Below are 16,159 nucleotides of genomic sequence, written 5' to 3'. Positions count from 1 at the left end.
TGAGATAAAGCGTGCCGCTTACGGCTTTACAGACTAAACCATGAAAGGATTGACCATCACATGCAAAAAGTAGATGTCAAAGAAAAAGCGCGGGCAAGAGATGTCCGCATACTGAAGAAATGGAGCGACGAAAATACGTTCCGTAAATCCATGGAGAATCGTGAAGGACGTCCGAACTATGTATTTTACGAAGGTCCTCCTACAGCCAATGGTGCTCCGCATATCGGGCACGTGCTGGGCCGTGTAATCAAGGATTTCATCGGTCGTTACCAAACGATGAAAGGCTACCGCGTGGTTCGTAAAGCCGGCTGGGATACACATGGTCTGCCAGTAGAACTAGGTGTACAAAAGAAGCTTGGCATCTCCGGCAAACAAGAGATCGAGGAATATGGTGTAGAAAAATTCATTCAGGAATGTAAAGACAGCGTCTTTGGTTATGAGAAGCAATGGCGCGAGTTTACTGAGGGTATCGGATACTGGACGGATCTGGATAATCCTTACGTAACTTTGGATAACACGTATATTGAGAGCGTGTGGAACATCTTGGCTACTGTGCATGACAAAGGATTGCTCTACCGCGGACACCGCGTTAGTCCTTACTGCCCAAGCTGTCAGACTACCCTAAGCTCCCATGAAGTAGCCCAAGGCTACAAGACGGTCAAGGATCTGAGTGCGACTGCAAAGTTCAAACTGGATGACAGTGGAGACTATGTACTAGCTTGGACGACTACACCATGGACGCTGCCAGCACATATGGCGTTAGCCATGAACCCTGACATGGATTATGTACGTGTACAACAAGAAGATGGTATCTACATTGTTGCCAAAAATTTGGTGGAGGAAGTAATGAAAGGCGAGCACACAGTCCTTTCTACACATAAAGGTTCCGAGTTTATCGGCAAAACTTACGCTCCTCCATTCGGATACATCAAGGCAGAGAAAAGCAATGTCATCGTAGGTGCTTCCTTCGTTACAGATTCCAGTGGTACAGGGATCGTACACATGGCACCAGCGCATGGCGAAGATGACTACAAGACTTGCCGCGAGAACGGCATCAGCTTCGTGAACGTGGTTGATAACTCCGGTAAGTATACGGATGTAGTGTCTGATTTTGCTGGACGCTTCGTGAAAGATTGCGATTTGGATATCGTTAAAGCTTTGTCTGAAAAAGGACTGCTTTACGGCAAAGAAAAATACGAGCACAGCTATCCGTTCTGCTGGCGTTGTGATACACCACTCTTGTACTACGCAACAGACAGCTGGTTCATCAACACTACAGCGATCAAAGATCAGCTGATTGCTAACAACAACAGCGTAGATTGGTATCCTGAGCATGTACGTGAAGGCCGTTTCGGGAAGTTCCTGGATGAACTGGTGGACTGGAATATCAGCCGTAATCGTTACTGGGGCACACCGCTTAATGTTTGGGTATGTCAAGAAACGGGCAAAGAGTTCGCTCCACACAGCATTGAAGAACTGAGAGCGATGGCGATTGGCGATGTACCTGAGGATATCGAGCTGCATAAGCCTTTTGTAGATAAGATCAAGCTGCGCAGTCCTTTCAGCGAAGGTGCAGAGATGGTTCGCACACCGGAGGTTATCGATGTTTGGTTCGATAGTGGTTCGATGCCATTTGCGCAAAGTCATTATCCATTTGAGAACGAGGATAAGCTGAATGATCAATATCCAGCAGATATGATCTGTGAAGGGATCGATCAGACACGTGGATGGTTCTATAGCTTACTAGCTGTATCTACCTTGTTTAAAGGTAAAGCTCCATATAAAGCTGTTATTGCTCACGGTCATATCCTTGATGAGAATGGTCAAAAAATGTCCAAATCAAAAGGCAATGTTATTGATCCTTGGGATATCATGAACGATTACGGCACGGATGCTTTCCGTTGGGCAATTCTGTCCGATAGTGCACCGTGGAATAACAAACGTTTCTCTCGTGGTCTTGTAGGGGAAACCAAATCCAAAGTTGTAGATACACTGGTGAATACGCATGCGTTCTTGACGCTTTATGCAGGCATCGATGGTTATGATCCTGCCGATCATCCTTTTAAAGTATCGGAACATAAGCTGGACCGCTGGATTTTGTCCCGTCTGAACAGCTTGATTCTTTTGGTAGACAAAGGACTTGCAGTAAATGACTTCGTGAATACATCCAAAGGTATTGAGAACTTTATAGATGAGCTGAGCAACTGGTATATCCGTCGTTCCCGTGACCGTTTCTGGGGTAGTGGTCTAGGTGAAGATAAGCTGGATGCTTACCGTACACTGACTCATGTGCTTTTAAAGACAGCGTCTTTGATGGCTCCATTTACACCGATGTTGTCTGAAGATATCTTCACGAACCTTGGCGGCGGAGAAAGTGTGCATTTAGCAGATTATCCGGTTGCTGATGAAAGCTTGATCGATAAAGAGCTGGAAGAGGATATGGAAAGTGCGAGACAAATTGTTGAGCTGGCGCGTAATGTGCGTAACGAAACAGGCATTAAGAATCGTCAACCGCTGTCTGAGCTGATCGTTTCGATGAACCGCGACTTTCATTTGGCTGAGTATGAAGAGATCATTAAAGACGAGATCAACATCAAGAACATCGTGCTAGAGACTAGCGACAGTGGATTTGTTGACTTCACACTCAAGCTGAATCTTAAAGTTGCGGGTAAAAAATACGGTAAAAACGTCGGCTTCCTGCAAGGCTTCCTGAAAGCTTTGGATAGTGACTCCACCCGCAAAGCGGTGCAAGACGGCTCAATCGCGATTGCGACACCAGAGGGAGAAGAGTTGGTGATCACTTCTGATGAGCTACTCGTTGAAAAAGAAGCTAAAGCAGGTTTCGCTGCAGCTTCCGGATATGGAATTACGGTTGCGCTCAATACTGAAATCACACCTGAGCTTGAACAAGAAGGCTGGGTTCGTGAGATCATTCGTGCGGTTCAAGATTACCGTAAACGTTTGGATCTGCCGATCGAGAAACGGATCGCACTCACGCTGAATGTAGACGATGAGCTTAAAGCAGCAGTTACAGCCTTTGAGAATGTATTGCGAGACAATGTACTTGTAACTACGGTTGATTTTGGCGGAGAACATGCTTTTGAATCGGTAGATGTCGGTGGTAAATCCATCGGTATTCATATTGGAGCGTAAATCTGCATTACCTGTCCCAAAACAGCATATACTAGCGGCACAAGTGTAAACAGAGAACTTCTGTTTATGCGGGAAATATAGTCTTTATATTTCGCCCGCAAAAATAACGAGCCCCGTGCTCAAGGAGATTCATTCTCTTTGACCGGGCTCGTTTACTTTGTGGCGAATATAGACGTATGAGAGGAGCTGTGGCTGTGGAGGATCAGAAGAACAGAATCTCCGTCAAGACATCCGACAACAAGAACAGCCCAGATAAGGGAGCGGAGAAAAAGGTTATTCCTGAGGAAAACCCTGAGCGTTTAACAGCAGATCATCGTAATCCAGAAGATATTCCACTGGAAGAAAAAATGAATACAATGTATCGATTAACCTTTGAATGGGCTAATATATTGGAGAAATCACGAATTTATCAATATACAGAGCTGTTACATTCACCTTGGACTTTAATTTGGAAAAATATCTTATATGGAACGGCTCGTGGCGTTGGGATCGCGCTAGGCTTTACTTTTTTTGCAGCAACGATCATTTATGTCCTTCAGGGGCTTGGAGCCTTGAATCTGCCGATCATCGGAGATTATATTGCGGATATTGTACGAATTGTACAGCGTCAGCTGGAATTCAAATAGCTTTTAAAGTGGTCTTTACTCCGGTTGTAGGGTGATTAGGGTTCGGTCTATTTTCTTAGGTGGATTTACCCAGCCTTGGGCTTCTACGTTTCTCCTCAGTCCGTATCTTTCGTTCTTTAATCTTTGGAGAGGGCTGCACTGCTTTTTTTTCTTGTGTATGATACGCAAACCTCTCATTAATAATAAATATCGTCTATCATCTTCATGACTGAGTTTCTGTACATTTTTAAAATACTCCTGATTCACTTACGTTACACTCCTTGTATGTCGATTTCAGCATCCGTTAGATCAGTTTACCAGCTGAATCTGAACATTTTCTTAACAAAATGACATAGAGCAGAAAAAATAAAAAAACAGCGGACCATTCCATCATGATACTGGAACCGCGCGCTGTTCATTTTCTTGTAGCGACAATGCTTTTACTCCTCGCCTTCGAGTGGATCAAGCATGAAACTTCCCTCGTCGCTATCCTTATAACGCTCGTAGCTACGTCCCGGCACTACCATTAAATGATTACCTGTAATATCGGTAGCGATAAAGTTCTCCCAAGGCTCCACACAGCCTTCCAGCTCATCCGCTTCAATTTCCATATCATTATAGGAGTCAATATTATTGCCCTCCGCCATAGCGGGGGAATTGGAGCTGCCATAGCTTTCTACAATCTGCCAGGCATCCTCACCATCAAAGCCATTTTGATCCTCTCGCTCATCGAGACTAGTCCGCCCAAATGGAGGAGATAAAAATTCTTCTTCAATGGGCCGAGTAAAGGGTGCATTTTGACGTGGGGCGTGCTCTTTAGAATAAAGTGTGGAGGGAATGGCGGATAGACGCTCAAAAGGGATCGGTTGACCGCTAGCCTTACATATCCCATAGGTGCCTTCATCCATAGCGTTGAGAGCAGCTTCAATATCATCCAGCTCATGCTCGTCCCGCTCTAGCAGTGAAATATCCATGGAGCGGTTATACAAATCGGTGGCTGCATCTCCTGGATGGTTGTCATTCTCGGAAAGTTCTCCGGTGCCATCCCGCATGGATTCCTGTAAGCCGTAATTTTCATTATTCTGAAGCCTGTGCTGAATAGTATCACGGTCTTTTTCTAATCGGGCGCGCAGCTCTGAGAGCTGCTGTACTGTCAGGTGCGTCATGATGAGTAAGCTCCTTTCTGTACTTTTTCTAAGAATCCTTCCGACTAACCGATTTGCACCGGATGGTTCTTTGTTAGGTTGACCTGAGAGGCGTTATTTTAGCGATGGAAAATAGTCCCCAAGATTAAGCGCCCGAGAGGTGTCACGCAATAGACGATCTTCTAAGGGCTGTGCTACAATATACAAGTCTTATAACAGTATTTGTACCGCATTTGGCGGGAAAAATAAGAACGGAGTGACAACTTCTGTGGTGTACTATTTGATTGCTCTTATTGTATTTTTGGTGGATCAGGGAACGAAGTATCTCATTGCCACACGTCTGGAGCTCGGGGAACAGATTCCGGTCATCGGGAATTTTTTCCTAATTACCTCACATCGTAATCGCGGAGCTGCTTTTGGGATCCTACAAGGTCAGCAATGGTTCTTCTTTTTAGTTACGGTTGTAGTGGTTGCAGGTATCGTTTGGTACTTGAACAAAACTAGACATTCGCGGAAGATGCTGTCGGTTGCCCTTGGACTTGTTCTGGGTGGAGCGATAGGTAACTTCCTCGACCGGATGATTAGTGGTGAGGTTGTCGATTTCCTTCTGTTTAATTTTGGAAGCTATAGCTTCCCGATTTTTAACGTTGCAGATTCGTGTATCGTCATTGGGGTTGGTTTAATTCTTTTGGACTCCTTCCGCGATCTTAAGAACGGTGAAGAAATTACGGAAATCAAAGAAGTAAAAGAAGCAAAGGAAGTAAGGGAAGGGAATGAATGATTTGAATAAAGACGTCAATCACCAAGCGGCAACTACGAGCGAAGAAGAGAGGGACGTCACGGAGTGGACTGTTTCGGCGGAGAACGCGAAGGAGCGTATCGATAAATATATTACGGAATCTTGGGAAGAGGATGTTTCTCGTTCTCAGGTGCAGCTGTGGATCAGTGGTGGCCATGTTACGGTTAATGGAGCACCCGTGAAAGCTAATTATAAGCTCTCAGAAGGCGATGTAGTTTCCATCATCGTTCCTGAAGCAGAAGTGACCGATTTGATTCCGGAGAATATCCCCCTTGATGTTGTCTACGAGGACAGCGATGTCATTGTTGTAAATAAGCCGCGTGGTATGGTTGTGCATCCGGCTGCCGGGCATCCGTCTGGCACCTTGGTAAATGCACTGATGTATCATTGTAAGGATCTATCCGGTATTAATGGTGAGATTCGTCCAGGTATTGTACACCGTATTGATAAGGATACCTCTGGTCTTATTATGGTGGCTAAAAATGATGCCAGTCACGCGTCGCTCGCAGCACAGCTTAAAGAGCACAGTGTAACACGCCGCTATATAGCTGTTGTACACGGCAACTTGTCGCATGACAAAGGTACGGTTGATGCTCCGATCGGTAGAGATCCACATGATCGCAAGCTATACACTGTAACGGAAAAGAACAGTAAGAAATCTGTGACCCATTTTACGGTGATGGAGCGCTTTGGTGAATGTACTCTACTGGAGCTGCAACTGGAGACTGGCCGCACGCATCAGATCAGGGTGCATATGAAATTCATTGGTCATCCGCTTGTGGGTGATCCGGTTTATGGACGCAGCAAAGGAACAGCTATGAATGGACAGGCGTTACATGCAGCGGTACTTGGATTTATTCATCCTACATCAGGTGAATATAAAGAATTCAGCAGACCTATTCCGGAAGACATGGAAGAAGTTCTGTTCACATTGCGCAGCAGATAAGTACAAATGAAGTGATAATTAGTCTATGGTATTGAACTCTGCTTTCCATCATATTTAATAACATAAGGATAAAGAGAAGGTTATGCCTTATTCTTTATCCTTATTTTTTATCACAGAAACGGATCTCTAGAAACATAAGCCATCCAAGGGACGGCGAAGCCGTTTCTTCTAAAATTAGAATAGATAGCCAGGAGATGAGATGAAAGTATGAGTATTGAACAATACCAAGACAGCTTCATTCAGACTAATTTTGCAGACCGCATCGGCGGTGCGAACTACGGCAAGGACACTTCGATTTATAAATTCGAGAAAATCAAACGTGCTAAAGCATCCGCAAAACAGGATTTTCCTAATATTGAATTGATTGATATGGGCGTAGGCGAGCCAGATGAGATGGCTGATGCAGGTATCGTGGCTAAGCTTGCTGAAGAAGCAGCTAAGGAAGAGAACCGTGGTTATGCGGACAATGGAATTGCTGAGTTTAAGACAGCTGCTGCTGATTATTTGCGGGAAGTATTCCGTGTTGAAGGCATTGATCCCGTTACGGAGGTAGTTCACTCTATCGGTTCTAAGCCTGCACTGGCGATGTTGCCTTCTTGCTTCATTAACCCAGGAGATATTACGATCATGACGGTGCCGGGTTATCCAGTGCTGGGTACACACACTAAATACTTGGGTGGACAAGTGTTTACAGTAGAGCTGAAGAAGGAGAATAACTTCCTTCCAGATCTGAACGAAATTCCAGAAGAAGTTGCTCATAAAGCTAAGCTTCTTTACTTGAACTATCCAAACAATCCGACGGGCGCTAGTGCGACGCCTGAGTTTTTTGCTAAGGTAGTTGCATGGGCTAAGAAATATGATGTAGTTGTTATCCACGATGCACCATATGCTGCCTTGACCTATGACGGGTTGAAGCCGCTTAGCTTCCTCTCTGTGCCAGGTGCTAAGGATGTTGGCGTGGAGCTGCATTCCTTGTCCAAGTCCTACAATATGACGGGCTGGAGAATCGGCTTTGTTGCAGGGAATCCTTTAGTTGTTAAAGCCTTCAGTGATGTGAAGGACAATAACGATTCTGGTCAATTTATCGCAATTCAAAAAGCTGCGGCTTACGGTCTTGCTCATCCAGAGATTACTGAAGCGATTGCTGCCAAGTATTCTCGTCGTCACAACCTGTTGGTAGATGCACTGAACAGCCTGGGCTTCCAAGCTGAGAAACCAAAGGGCTCCTTCTTCCTTTATGTTGCAGCACCTAAGGGTGTCAAAGGTGGTCGCCGTTTCGAATCCGGTGAGGATTTCTCGCAATTCCTGATCCGTGAGAAGCTAATTTCCACCGTGCCTTGGGATGATGCAGGTCCGTTTGTACGTTTCTCTGTTACCTTTATTGCTAAAGGGGAAGAGGAAGAAAGACGTGTCATCTCTGAAATCCAAAGACGCTTAAGCGATGTTGAGTTTGAATTTTAAACATTAGTTAGACATTGAAGCCGCCTAGGGGAAACCTTGGGTGGCTTTTCTTTATGTAGTGGCTAGTCTACTGTGGATTAGACTACTGTAGAATAGAGCTACTGTAGAATAGAGCTACTGTAAGATAGGGAATTCTTCCCTCTAATTTTGTGTTTTAGCTTCAATCCGCTAGAATATAGGGAATTCCCCCCTCTATTTCAGCATATTTGGTTGTATTCAAGGAAATACTTCAATTTATAGGGAGGAATTCCGCATAACCTGATCATAATGACTATTGTTGCCTAATTATAGGGAGGTTTTCCCTATAATACCGCCTTCCTTTTGTTGTTAATAGAAGCAGGCTTGGAAAGTGTTGTAGTTTAGGCAGATAAAGTTGACATGCCGTGTTTGTTCTGTCATAATTCTCATTAAATGAATAGCGCCTTTAATTCAGTCCTGTGAGGCTGGCAAGGTAACGTGAATCGAGGTTCGCGACTCTTAGAAAGGTACCCGTGTGTATACACCGGACTGTCTTTTTATGCGCGCGGCCACCATCTTCTTCATCTGCGGATTTCACTCCTTGCCTGTTATAGGCAAGGAGTTTTTTGATTTCCAGGAATTTGAACAGGCGAAACAAGTGGAGGGTGACAAGATTATGGTTACTGAGAAAAATGTAATTATGGACGAAACGGCGATCCGCCGGGCATTATCGCGTATTGCTCATGAGATTTTGGAGAAGAACAAAGGGATTGAGAATTGTCTGCTGGTCGGTATCCGGACACGAGGCGTATACCTGGCACAGCGCATCGCTGAGCGGATCAAGGAAATTGAAGGCGTCGAGATTCCTTACGGCGAGCTCGACATCACGCATTATCGGGATGACCGCGAAGTAGGAGGCAGTGAAGCGGTAGTGAAGAGTAACGTCATTATTACTTCCGGCAGTGATGGCATCCATGATAAGAAGGTCATTTTGTTCGACGATGTGCTTTACACCGGACGCACCATCCGCGCAGCGATGGACGCTTTGATGGATTGTGGACGCCCACGAATGATTCAACTGGCAGTACTTGCCGACCGTGGACACCGCGAGCTGCCGATCAGACCAGACTACATCGGTAAGAATGTACCTACCTCAAAGCATGAGCAGATTGAAGTGGCGCTGAAGGAATACGACGGCAAAGACGAGGTCTACATTATTTCAAACCGGGAGGAACGATAACATCATGACACTTACCAAGGTAATGGAACGTAGTCTGCTGGGAATTAAAGAGCTTGACCGGTCGGAAATTACTGGGCTGCTGGACAGAACAGCTTATTGGGACAATCAAAGTGCAAAGCTAACCCCCATTTTGAACTCGCATTTTATTTCTAACATGTTCTTTGAGAACAGCACACGCACACGTTTCTCCTTTGAAATGGCAGAGAAACGACTGGGTGCACAAGTACTGAATTTTACGGCTGCAGCTTCTAGTGTAGAAAAAGGGGAGTCGATCTATGATACAGTACGCACACTGGAATCGATGGGGATCGATGCCGGAGTTGTGCGTTTGAAGCCTGCAGGTGTGCTGCAGCAGTTAGCTGAGAAGGTGTCCATACCGCTTATTAACGCGGGTGACGGCAACAATGAACATCCAACACAAGCGCTGCTTGATCTTTACACCATGACCAAAACGTTTGGAGATTTAAAGGGCCTCACGGTTTCAATTATCGGGGACATCATGCATAGCCGGGTAGCACGTTCCAATCTATGGGGACTTACAAAGCTAGGAGCTAAAGTGCAATTCTGCGCACCGGAGAATATGAAGGCTCCTGAGCTTATGGAATACGCACCTTATGTAACCATAGAGGAAGCTCTTAAAGCAGACGTGGTCATGATGCTTCGTGTGCAGCTGGAACGCCATTCTTCTGGCATCATACTTTCCGCGGAAGATTACCGCAGACAGTACGGTTTAACGGAAGAACGCGCAGCTAAGCTCGCAAAAGATACAATCATTATGCACCCAGCTCCGGTTAACCGGAATGTCGAGATTGATGATGCAGTTGTAGAGTGCAGTCAATCAAGGATTTTTCCGCAAATGTCTAATGGAGTTCCGGTTCGGATGGCGGTTCTCGAAAGAGCTTTACTATAAAGATCAAAGAATGATGATGAATAAGGACTAATAAATATACACAAACATGAATTTTTATTATATAATAATGAGAGGGCTCACAGCCGGGAACTGTGGGTAAAGGTAGAATCATGACAATGATTATTAGAAACGCCAGCGTATTGAATAAGGAAGGCTTGTTAGAGCGGAAACATATTGTACTTGAAGAAGGTGTTATCTCGGCCTTCATCGATGGAAATGAAGCTGCTCCAGAAGCTGGAGAGATCATTGATGCTGAAGGCAAACTGCTCATTCCAGGACTCATTGATATGCATGTGCACTTACGCGAACCGGGATTTGAACACAAGGAAACCGTGGAAACCGGAAGTCGTTCGGCTGCCAAAGGCGGATTTACAACCATCGCTTGTATGCCTAATACCCGTCCAGTAACAGATACCCCGGAAATCGTACAATTTGTGAAAGACAAAGCGCGTGAAGCAGGACTCGTAAAAGTACTTCCTTATGCAGCCATTACGAAAAATGAGCTTGGACGTGAGCTGACTGATTTTGCAGCGCTTAAAGAAGCTGGAGCGATTGGTTATACCGACGACGGCGTGGGCGTGCAAAGTGCTCAAATGATGAAAGATGCTATGAACATCGCCGCAGCATTGGATATGCCTGTCATTGCTCACTGTGAGGATAATTCACTGGTTGAAGGCTGCTGTGTAGCCGAGGGTGAGTTCGCAAGAAAGCATGGCCTGAAAGGAATTCCAAATGAGTCGGAAGCGATCCATGTTGGACGCGATATTTTGCTGGCTGAAGCAACAGGCGTTCATTACCATGTATGCCATGTAAGTACTGAACAATCGGTACGCCTGATACGCCAAGCGAAAGAAATCGGCATTAAAGTGACTGCTGAGGTGTGTCCGCATCACTTGCTGCTGTCTGAAGAAGATATTCCAGGCCTTGATGCCAATTGGAAAATGAACCCGCCGCTTCGCTCCCGCCGCGATGTTGAGGCATGTATCGAAGGTTTGCTAGACGGCACACTAGATATGATTGTTACTGACCATGCGCCGCATAGTGAAGAAGAGAAGGCTAAAGGCATGCAGCTTGCACCTTTTGGTATCGTTGGATTCGAAACAGCCTTCCCACTACTATACACAGCGTTTGTAGCAACGGGGAAATGGGATTTATCCTTACTGGTACAAAGAATGACAGCTGATCCTGCACGGGTATTCAGACTGAACACCGGTGTGATGGATATCGGAGCTCCTGCAGATTTGACACTGATTGATTTGGAGCAGGAGAAAGAAGTAGACCCAGGATCTTTCGCAAGTAAAGGACGGAATACTCCTTTTGGTGGCTGGAAGCTTAAGGGCTGGCCAGTAATGACATGGGTAGACGGCAAAGCCGTATGGACTGAGAAAAACTAGCGGACTGGTGGGGCGGAGTTGCTGATCTTTACGGAGCAGTGATTGTGTACACGTTCACTCCGGAAGGCTTGTAAGGCATAAGCATTAGACTACAGAAACAAGAAGGAGTGGAATGGAATGCAGGCGAGATTGCTGCTGCAAGACGGAACTTTATTTACAGGTACCGCATTTGGCGCTGAGGGCGAAAAGACAGGCGAGGTTGTTTTTAATACAGGAATTACAGGATATCAAGAGGTGCTGTCTGACCCTTCATATTGCGGACAAATCGTTACAATGACTTACCCATTGATCGGGAACTACGGGATTACTCGGGATGATTTTGAATCTGTTCGACCTTTCGTACACGGCTTTGTAGTGCGTCGTCATGAAGAAGTACCTAGTAACTGGCGTGCTGAATATAGTGTGGACGATCTGCTAAAGGAATACGATATTCCAGGGATCAGCGAGATTGATACTCGGATGTTGACTCGGATTATTCGCCACTACGGAACAATGAAAGCCATCCTAACCACCTCTAACAAACGTGTAGAGGAACTGATGGAAATGATGGGAAATACTACGATTGAGGAATTGCGCAATCAGGTAGCTCGTACATCAACTGCAAGTTCGTACAGCAGCCCAGGCAACAAAGAAAGAATTGTACTTGTGGATTACGGTGCGAAGGCTGGTATCCTGCGTGAGCTTAACGAACGTGGTTGTGATGTTGTTGTAGTGCCACATGATGTAAAAGCGGAAGAAGTTCGCCGTCTGAACCCGGATGGTATCCTGCTGTCCAATGGCCCTGGGGACCCGAAAGATGTGCCTCACGCTGTTAAGACCATTTCTGAATTGCTTGGCGAATATCCGATCTTCGGCATCTGCTTAGGTCATCAGTTGTTTGCACTGGCTTGTGGAGCGGACACAGAGAAGCTGAAATTCGGTCACCGCGGTGGCAATCACCCTGTGAAGGAACTGGAAAGCGGACGCTGCTTCATCACTTCTCAGAACCATGGTTATACCGTAAATGAGGAATCTGTGAAGAACACTGAACTAGAAGTTACTCACATTAATAATAATGATAAGACGGTTGAAGGAATTAAACATACTCGTTACCCAGCATTTTCGGTGCAATATCATCCAGAAGCAGCGCCAGGACCACATGACAGCAGCTACTTATTCGATCGCTTCCTTCAATTGATTGCAGATCATAAAGCAAAGACACCTGTTATTTCACGTCAGGCACAACTTGCGGCAAACGCCAGAATCACGGCGCCAAAAACTAACTTACAGCTTGAAGCCGTGAAAGGAGCTCTATAACATGCCAAAGAACGATAAGCTTAAAAAAATACTAGTGATCGGTTCCGGACCGATCGTCATCGGTCAAGCAGCGGAGTTTGACTACGCAGGAACTCAGGCTTGCCAAGCCCTTAAAGAAGAAGGCGTGGAAGTCGTACTGATTAACAGCAATCCAGCAACAATTATGACTGATACAAATATTGCTGATAAAGTGTACATCGAGCCTATTACGCTTGAATTCGTAACTGCGATTATTCGCCAAGAGCGTCCCGATGGATTGCTTCCAACGCTAGGTGGTCAAACCGGCCTAAATATGGCTGTAGAATTGGCTCGTGCAGGTGTCCTTGAGCAAGAGAATGTTAAGCTTCTCGGTACACAGCTTGATTCCATTGAGAAAGCAGAGGATCGCGATTTGTTCCGTGACCTAATGCGTGAATTGGAACAACCTGTACCGGATAGCACCATCATCACTACTGTAGATGAAGCAATGAATTTCGCTGAAGAGATTGGTTTCCCTCTGATTGTACGTCCAGCTTATACACTTGGCGGCACAGGCGGCGGGATCTGCGATAACGCAGAAGAACTGCGTGAAACCGTTAAAGCAGGTATTCGTTATAGCCCGATCGGACAATGTCTAGTGGAGAAAAGTATTGCCGGCATGAAGGAAGTTGAATACGAGGTTATGCGGGATGCTAATGACAACTGTATCGTTGTCTGCAACATGGAAAACTTTGATCCTGTAGGCGTACATACAGGTGACAGTATTGTTGTGGCACCTAGCCAAACGCTGTCAGATCGCGAATACCAAATGCTGCGTACAGCTTCGCTCAAAATCATTCGCGCCCTGAATATTGAGGGTGGATGTAACGTACAATTCGCACTTGATCCACAAAGTTATCAGTACTATGTAATCGAAGTAAACCCGCGTGTCAGCCGTTCCTCGGCTTTGGCTTCCAAAGCAACTGGATATCCAATTGCCAAAATGGCTGCTAAAATCGCAATGGGCTACACGCTGGATGAAATCGTCAATCCGGTTACCGGACAGACTTATGCATGCTTCGAACCTACACTTGACTATATCGTAAGTAAAATTCCACGTTGGCCTTTCGATAAGTTCATTCATGCGAACCGTAAGCTTGGTACGCAGATGAAGGCAACTGGTGAAGTAATGGCAATCGGCCGTACTTTTGAAGAGTCCATTCATAAAGCAATTCGTTCCTTGGAGATTGGTGTTCATCGTTTCCGTCTGCCAGGTGCAGAAGCATTGGAAGAGAATGTGCTGCGTGAACGTCTTGCGAAGCCTGATGACGAGCGTCTGTTCCTGGTTGCTGAAGCTTTCCGTCGTGGCTATGAGCTGCAAGAAATTCAGGATATTACGAACGTGGACTGGTGGTTCCTCTCCAAAATTGAAGGTTTGATTAACTTTGAAGATGTGATTCGCGGAGAAGAAACCTTGTCAGCGGAAACACTATACCAAGCGAAACGCAAAGGCTTTACAGACCGTGCGATTGCTGAGATTCGTGCAGAAGGACAAGCGGACGGCAAGTATACTAAAGAAGCAGATGTGCGCGCGCTACGTTTGGAGCAAGGATTAACACCTGTGTTCAAGATGGTAGATACCTGTGCGGCTGAGTTTGAAGCTTCTACACCTTACTATTACTCGACTTATGAGACTGAGAATGAGGTCATTCATTCTGATAAGCAAAAAGTTATCGTGCTGGGATCTGGTCCAATTCGGATCGGTCAAGGGATTGAGTTCGATTATTCCACAGTGCATGCGGTATGGGCGATTCAAAAGGCTGGATACGAAGCGGTTATCATCAATAATAACCCTGAGACTGTATCTACAGACTTCAATACTTCGGACCGGTTGTATTTTGAACCTCTATTCTTTGAAGATGTTATGAACGTAATCGCACAAGAGAATCCGATTGGGGTTATCGTTCAATTCGGTGGTCAGACCGCGATTAACCTTGCGGCACCCCTAAGTGCTGCTGGTGTGAAGATTCTCGGAACTAGCCTCGATAGCATTGATGAAGCTGAGAACCGTAAGAAATTCGAAGCTTTGCTGGGTCGTCTTGATATCGCTCAACCAAAAGGTAAGACAGTTACCGATGTGGATCAAGCCGTAGAAACTGCACAATCCCTTGGATATCCGGTACTGGTTCGTCCTTCCTATGTACTAGGCGGACGCGCAATGGAAATTGTATATAACGATACTGAACTGCTTAGCTACATGGTAGAAGCGGTTAAAGTGAATCCAGAGCATCCGGTATTGATTGACCGTTACATGTTAGGTAAAGAGGTTGAGGTAGATGCGATTTGTGACGGTGAGACGGTAGTTATTCCGGGCATCATGGAGCATGTTGAGCGCGCAGGTGTTCACTCCGGTGACTCTATCGCTGTATATCCTCCGCAATATCTGGATGAAGGTCTAAAAGCAAAAATCGCTGAAATCACTATCAAGATCGCTAAGGAACTGAAGACGATTGGACTGGTCAACATCCAGTTTGTTATCTATCAGAACGAAGTATACGTAATCGAAGTAAATCCACGCTCCTCGCGTACAGTTCCTTTCCTGAGTAAAGTGACTGGAATTCCAATGGCGCATTTGGCAACCAAAATCATTCTCGGCAGCAAGCTGAAGGATGACGGTTATACAGAAGGTTTGTGGCCGGAAAGCGATTATGTATCGGTTAAAGTGCCAGTGTTCTCTTTTGCCAAACTGCGCAGAGTAGAACCTACGCTTGGACCTGAAATGAAATCAACCGGTGAAGTTATGGGCCGTGATAAATTGTACGCAAAAGCTTTATACAAAGGTCTGGTAGGAGCAGGAATGAAAATTCCAGCTACAGGCGCTATCATTGTTACGGTGGCAGATAAAGATAAAGCAGAAGCTGTAGAACTTATGAAGGGCTTCCATTCCATGGGTTACAAAATCATTGCTACTGGAGGCACGGCACAAGCGCTTGAAGATGCAGGCCTTAACGTAATGAATGTGAATAAGCTGGATGAAGGTGCGCCAAACATTCTCGACTTGATTCGTGGTGGGCAAGCTAACTTCGTCTTTAATACCCTGACTAAAGGTAAAACGCCAGAACGTGACGGATTCCGTATCCGCCGCGAAGCGGTTGAGAATGGCGTCGTATGTATGACTTCACTGGATACAGTGGCGGCACTTCTCAGAATGCTGCAGACGATTAACTTCTCGTCACAGTCCATGCCTGCTTTTGTAGGACAATTGAACTAATCTCATAAAGATGCATAGGGCGG

11 protein-coding genes are annotated in these 16,159 nt (G+C 45.7%); 10 read left to right on the top strand and 1 reads right to left on the bottom strand.

What is annotated here, in order from left to right; genetic code table 11:
* Positions 1-60: 60 nt before the first annotated feature.
* Both ileS and M2444_RS08940 read left to right on the top strand, forming a co-directional pair.
* Entirely contained in the window at positions 61-3,153 is a 3,093-nt protein-coding gene (gene ileS / locus M2444_RS08945; RefSeq protein WP_094877673.1) for an isoleucine--tRNA ligase, read from the top strand.
* 335 nt (positions 3,154-3,488) lie between these two features.
* A complete protein-coding gene (locus tag M2444_RS08940; protein ID WP_373455841.1) occupies positions 3,489-3,779 on the top strand; it encodes a DUF5665 domain-containing protein in 291 nt (96 codons plus the stop codon).
* A gap of 419 nt (positions 3,780-4,198) precedes the next feature.
* On the opposite strand, the gene M2444_RS08935 is transcribed toward M2444_RS08940, so the two are convergent.
* Positions 4,199-4,924 carry a TraR/DksA C4-type zinc finger protein gene (locus tag M2444_RS08935; protein WP_094873058.1) on the bottom strand — a complete coding sequence of 242 codons (726 nt, stop codon included), beginning with the start codon at positions 4,922-4,924 and terminating at the stop codon, positions 4,199-4,201.
* A 247-nt stretch (positions 4,925-5,171) separates the two neighbouring features.
* Between M2444_RS08935 and lspA the strand changes: the two genes are divergently transcribed.
* The 8 genes from lspA to carB all read left to right on the top strand — a co-directional run bounded on the left by lspA (position 5,172) and on the right by carB (position 16,136).
* Positions 5,172-5,684 (top strand): signal peptidase II, encoded by a 513-nt coding sequence (lspA, locus tag M2444_RS08930; RefSeq protein ID WP_094873056.1) that lies wholly within the window; start codon positions 5,172-5,174, stop codon positions 5,682-5,684.
* Positions 5,677-6,648, top strand: coding sequence for an RluA family pseudouridine synthase (locus M2444_RS08925; protein WP_280786757.1), 972 nt, complete (start codon positions 5,677-5,679; stop codon positions 6,646-6,648). Before lspA ends, M2444_RS08925 begins: the two co-directional genes overlap by 8 nt.
* Positions 6,649-6,855: 207 nt before the next feature.
* Positions 6,856-8,109: an LL-diaminopimelate aminotransferase gene (locus M2444_RS08920; RefSeq protein WP_280786756.1), complete on the top strand. Its 1,254-nt coding sequence runs from the start codon at positions 6,856-6,858 to the stop codon at positions 8,107-8,109.
* A gap of 634 nt (positions 8,110-8,743) precedes the next feature.
* Positions 8,744-9,307, top strand: a complete 564-nt coding sequence (gene pyrR / locus M2444_RS08915) for a bifunctional pyr operon transcriptional regulator/uracil phosphoribosyltransferase PyrR (RefSeq protein WP_042130202.1) — start codon at positions 8,744-8,746, stop codon at positions 9,305-9,307.
* Positions 9,308-9,311: 4 nt separating this feature from the next.
* Complete coding sequence (locus M2444_RS08910; protein WP_280786755.1) at positions 9,312-10,217, top strand: aspartate carbamoyltransferase catalytic subunit; 906 nt, start codon at positions 9,312-9,314, stop codon at positions 10,215-10,217.
* Positions 10,218-10,327: 110 nt separating this feature from the next.
* Positions 10,328-11,611, top strand: coding sequence for a dihydroorotase (locus tag M2444_RS08905; protein ID WP_280786754.1), 1,284 nt, complete (start codon positions 10,328-10,330; stop codon positions 11,609-11,611).
* 117 nt (positions 11,612-11,728) lie between these two features.
* Positions 11,729-12,907: a glutamine-hydrolyzing carbamoyl-phosphate synthase small subunit gene (gene carA, locus M2444_RS08900; RefSeq protein ID WP_094873050.1), complete on the top strand. Its 1,179-nt coding sequence runs from the start codon at positions 11,729-11,731 to the stop codon at positions 12,905-12,907.
* A gap of 1 nt (position 12,908) precedes the next feature.
* Positions 12,909-16,136 (top strand): carbamoyl-phosphate synthase large subunit, encoded by a 3,228-nt coding sequence (carB, locus tag M2444_RS08895; RefSeq protein WP_094873049.1) that lies wholly within the window; start codon positions 12,909-12,911, stop codon positions 16,134-16,136.
* Positions 16,137-16,159 lie beyond the last annotated feature (23 nt).

This window comes from Paenibacillus sp. PastF-3, assembly GCF_029893135.1.
In the GTDB taxonomy this organism is placed as follows: Bacteria; Bacillota; Bacilli; order Paenibacillales; family Paenibacillaceae; genus Paenibacillus_AQ; species Paenibacillus_AQ nitricinens.
Note: the sequence above shows the minus strand (reverse complement) of the source record. Positions and strands in the feature narration are given on the sequence as shown.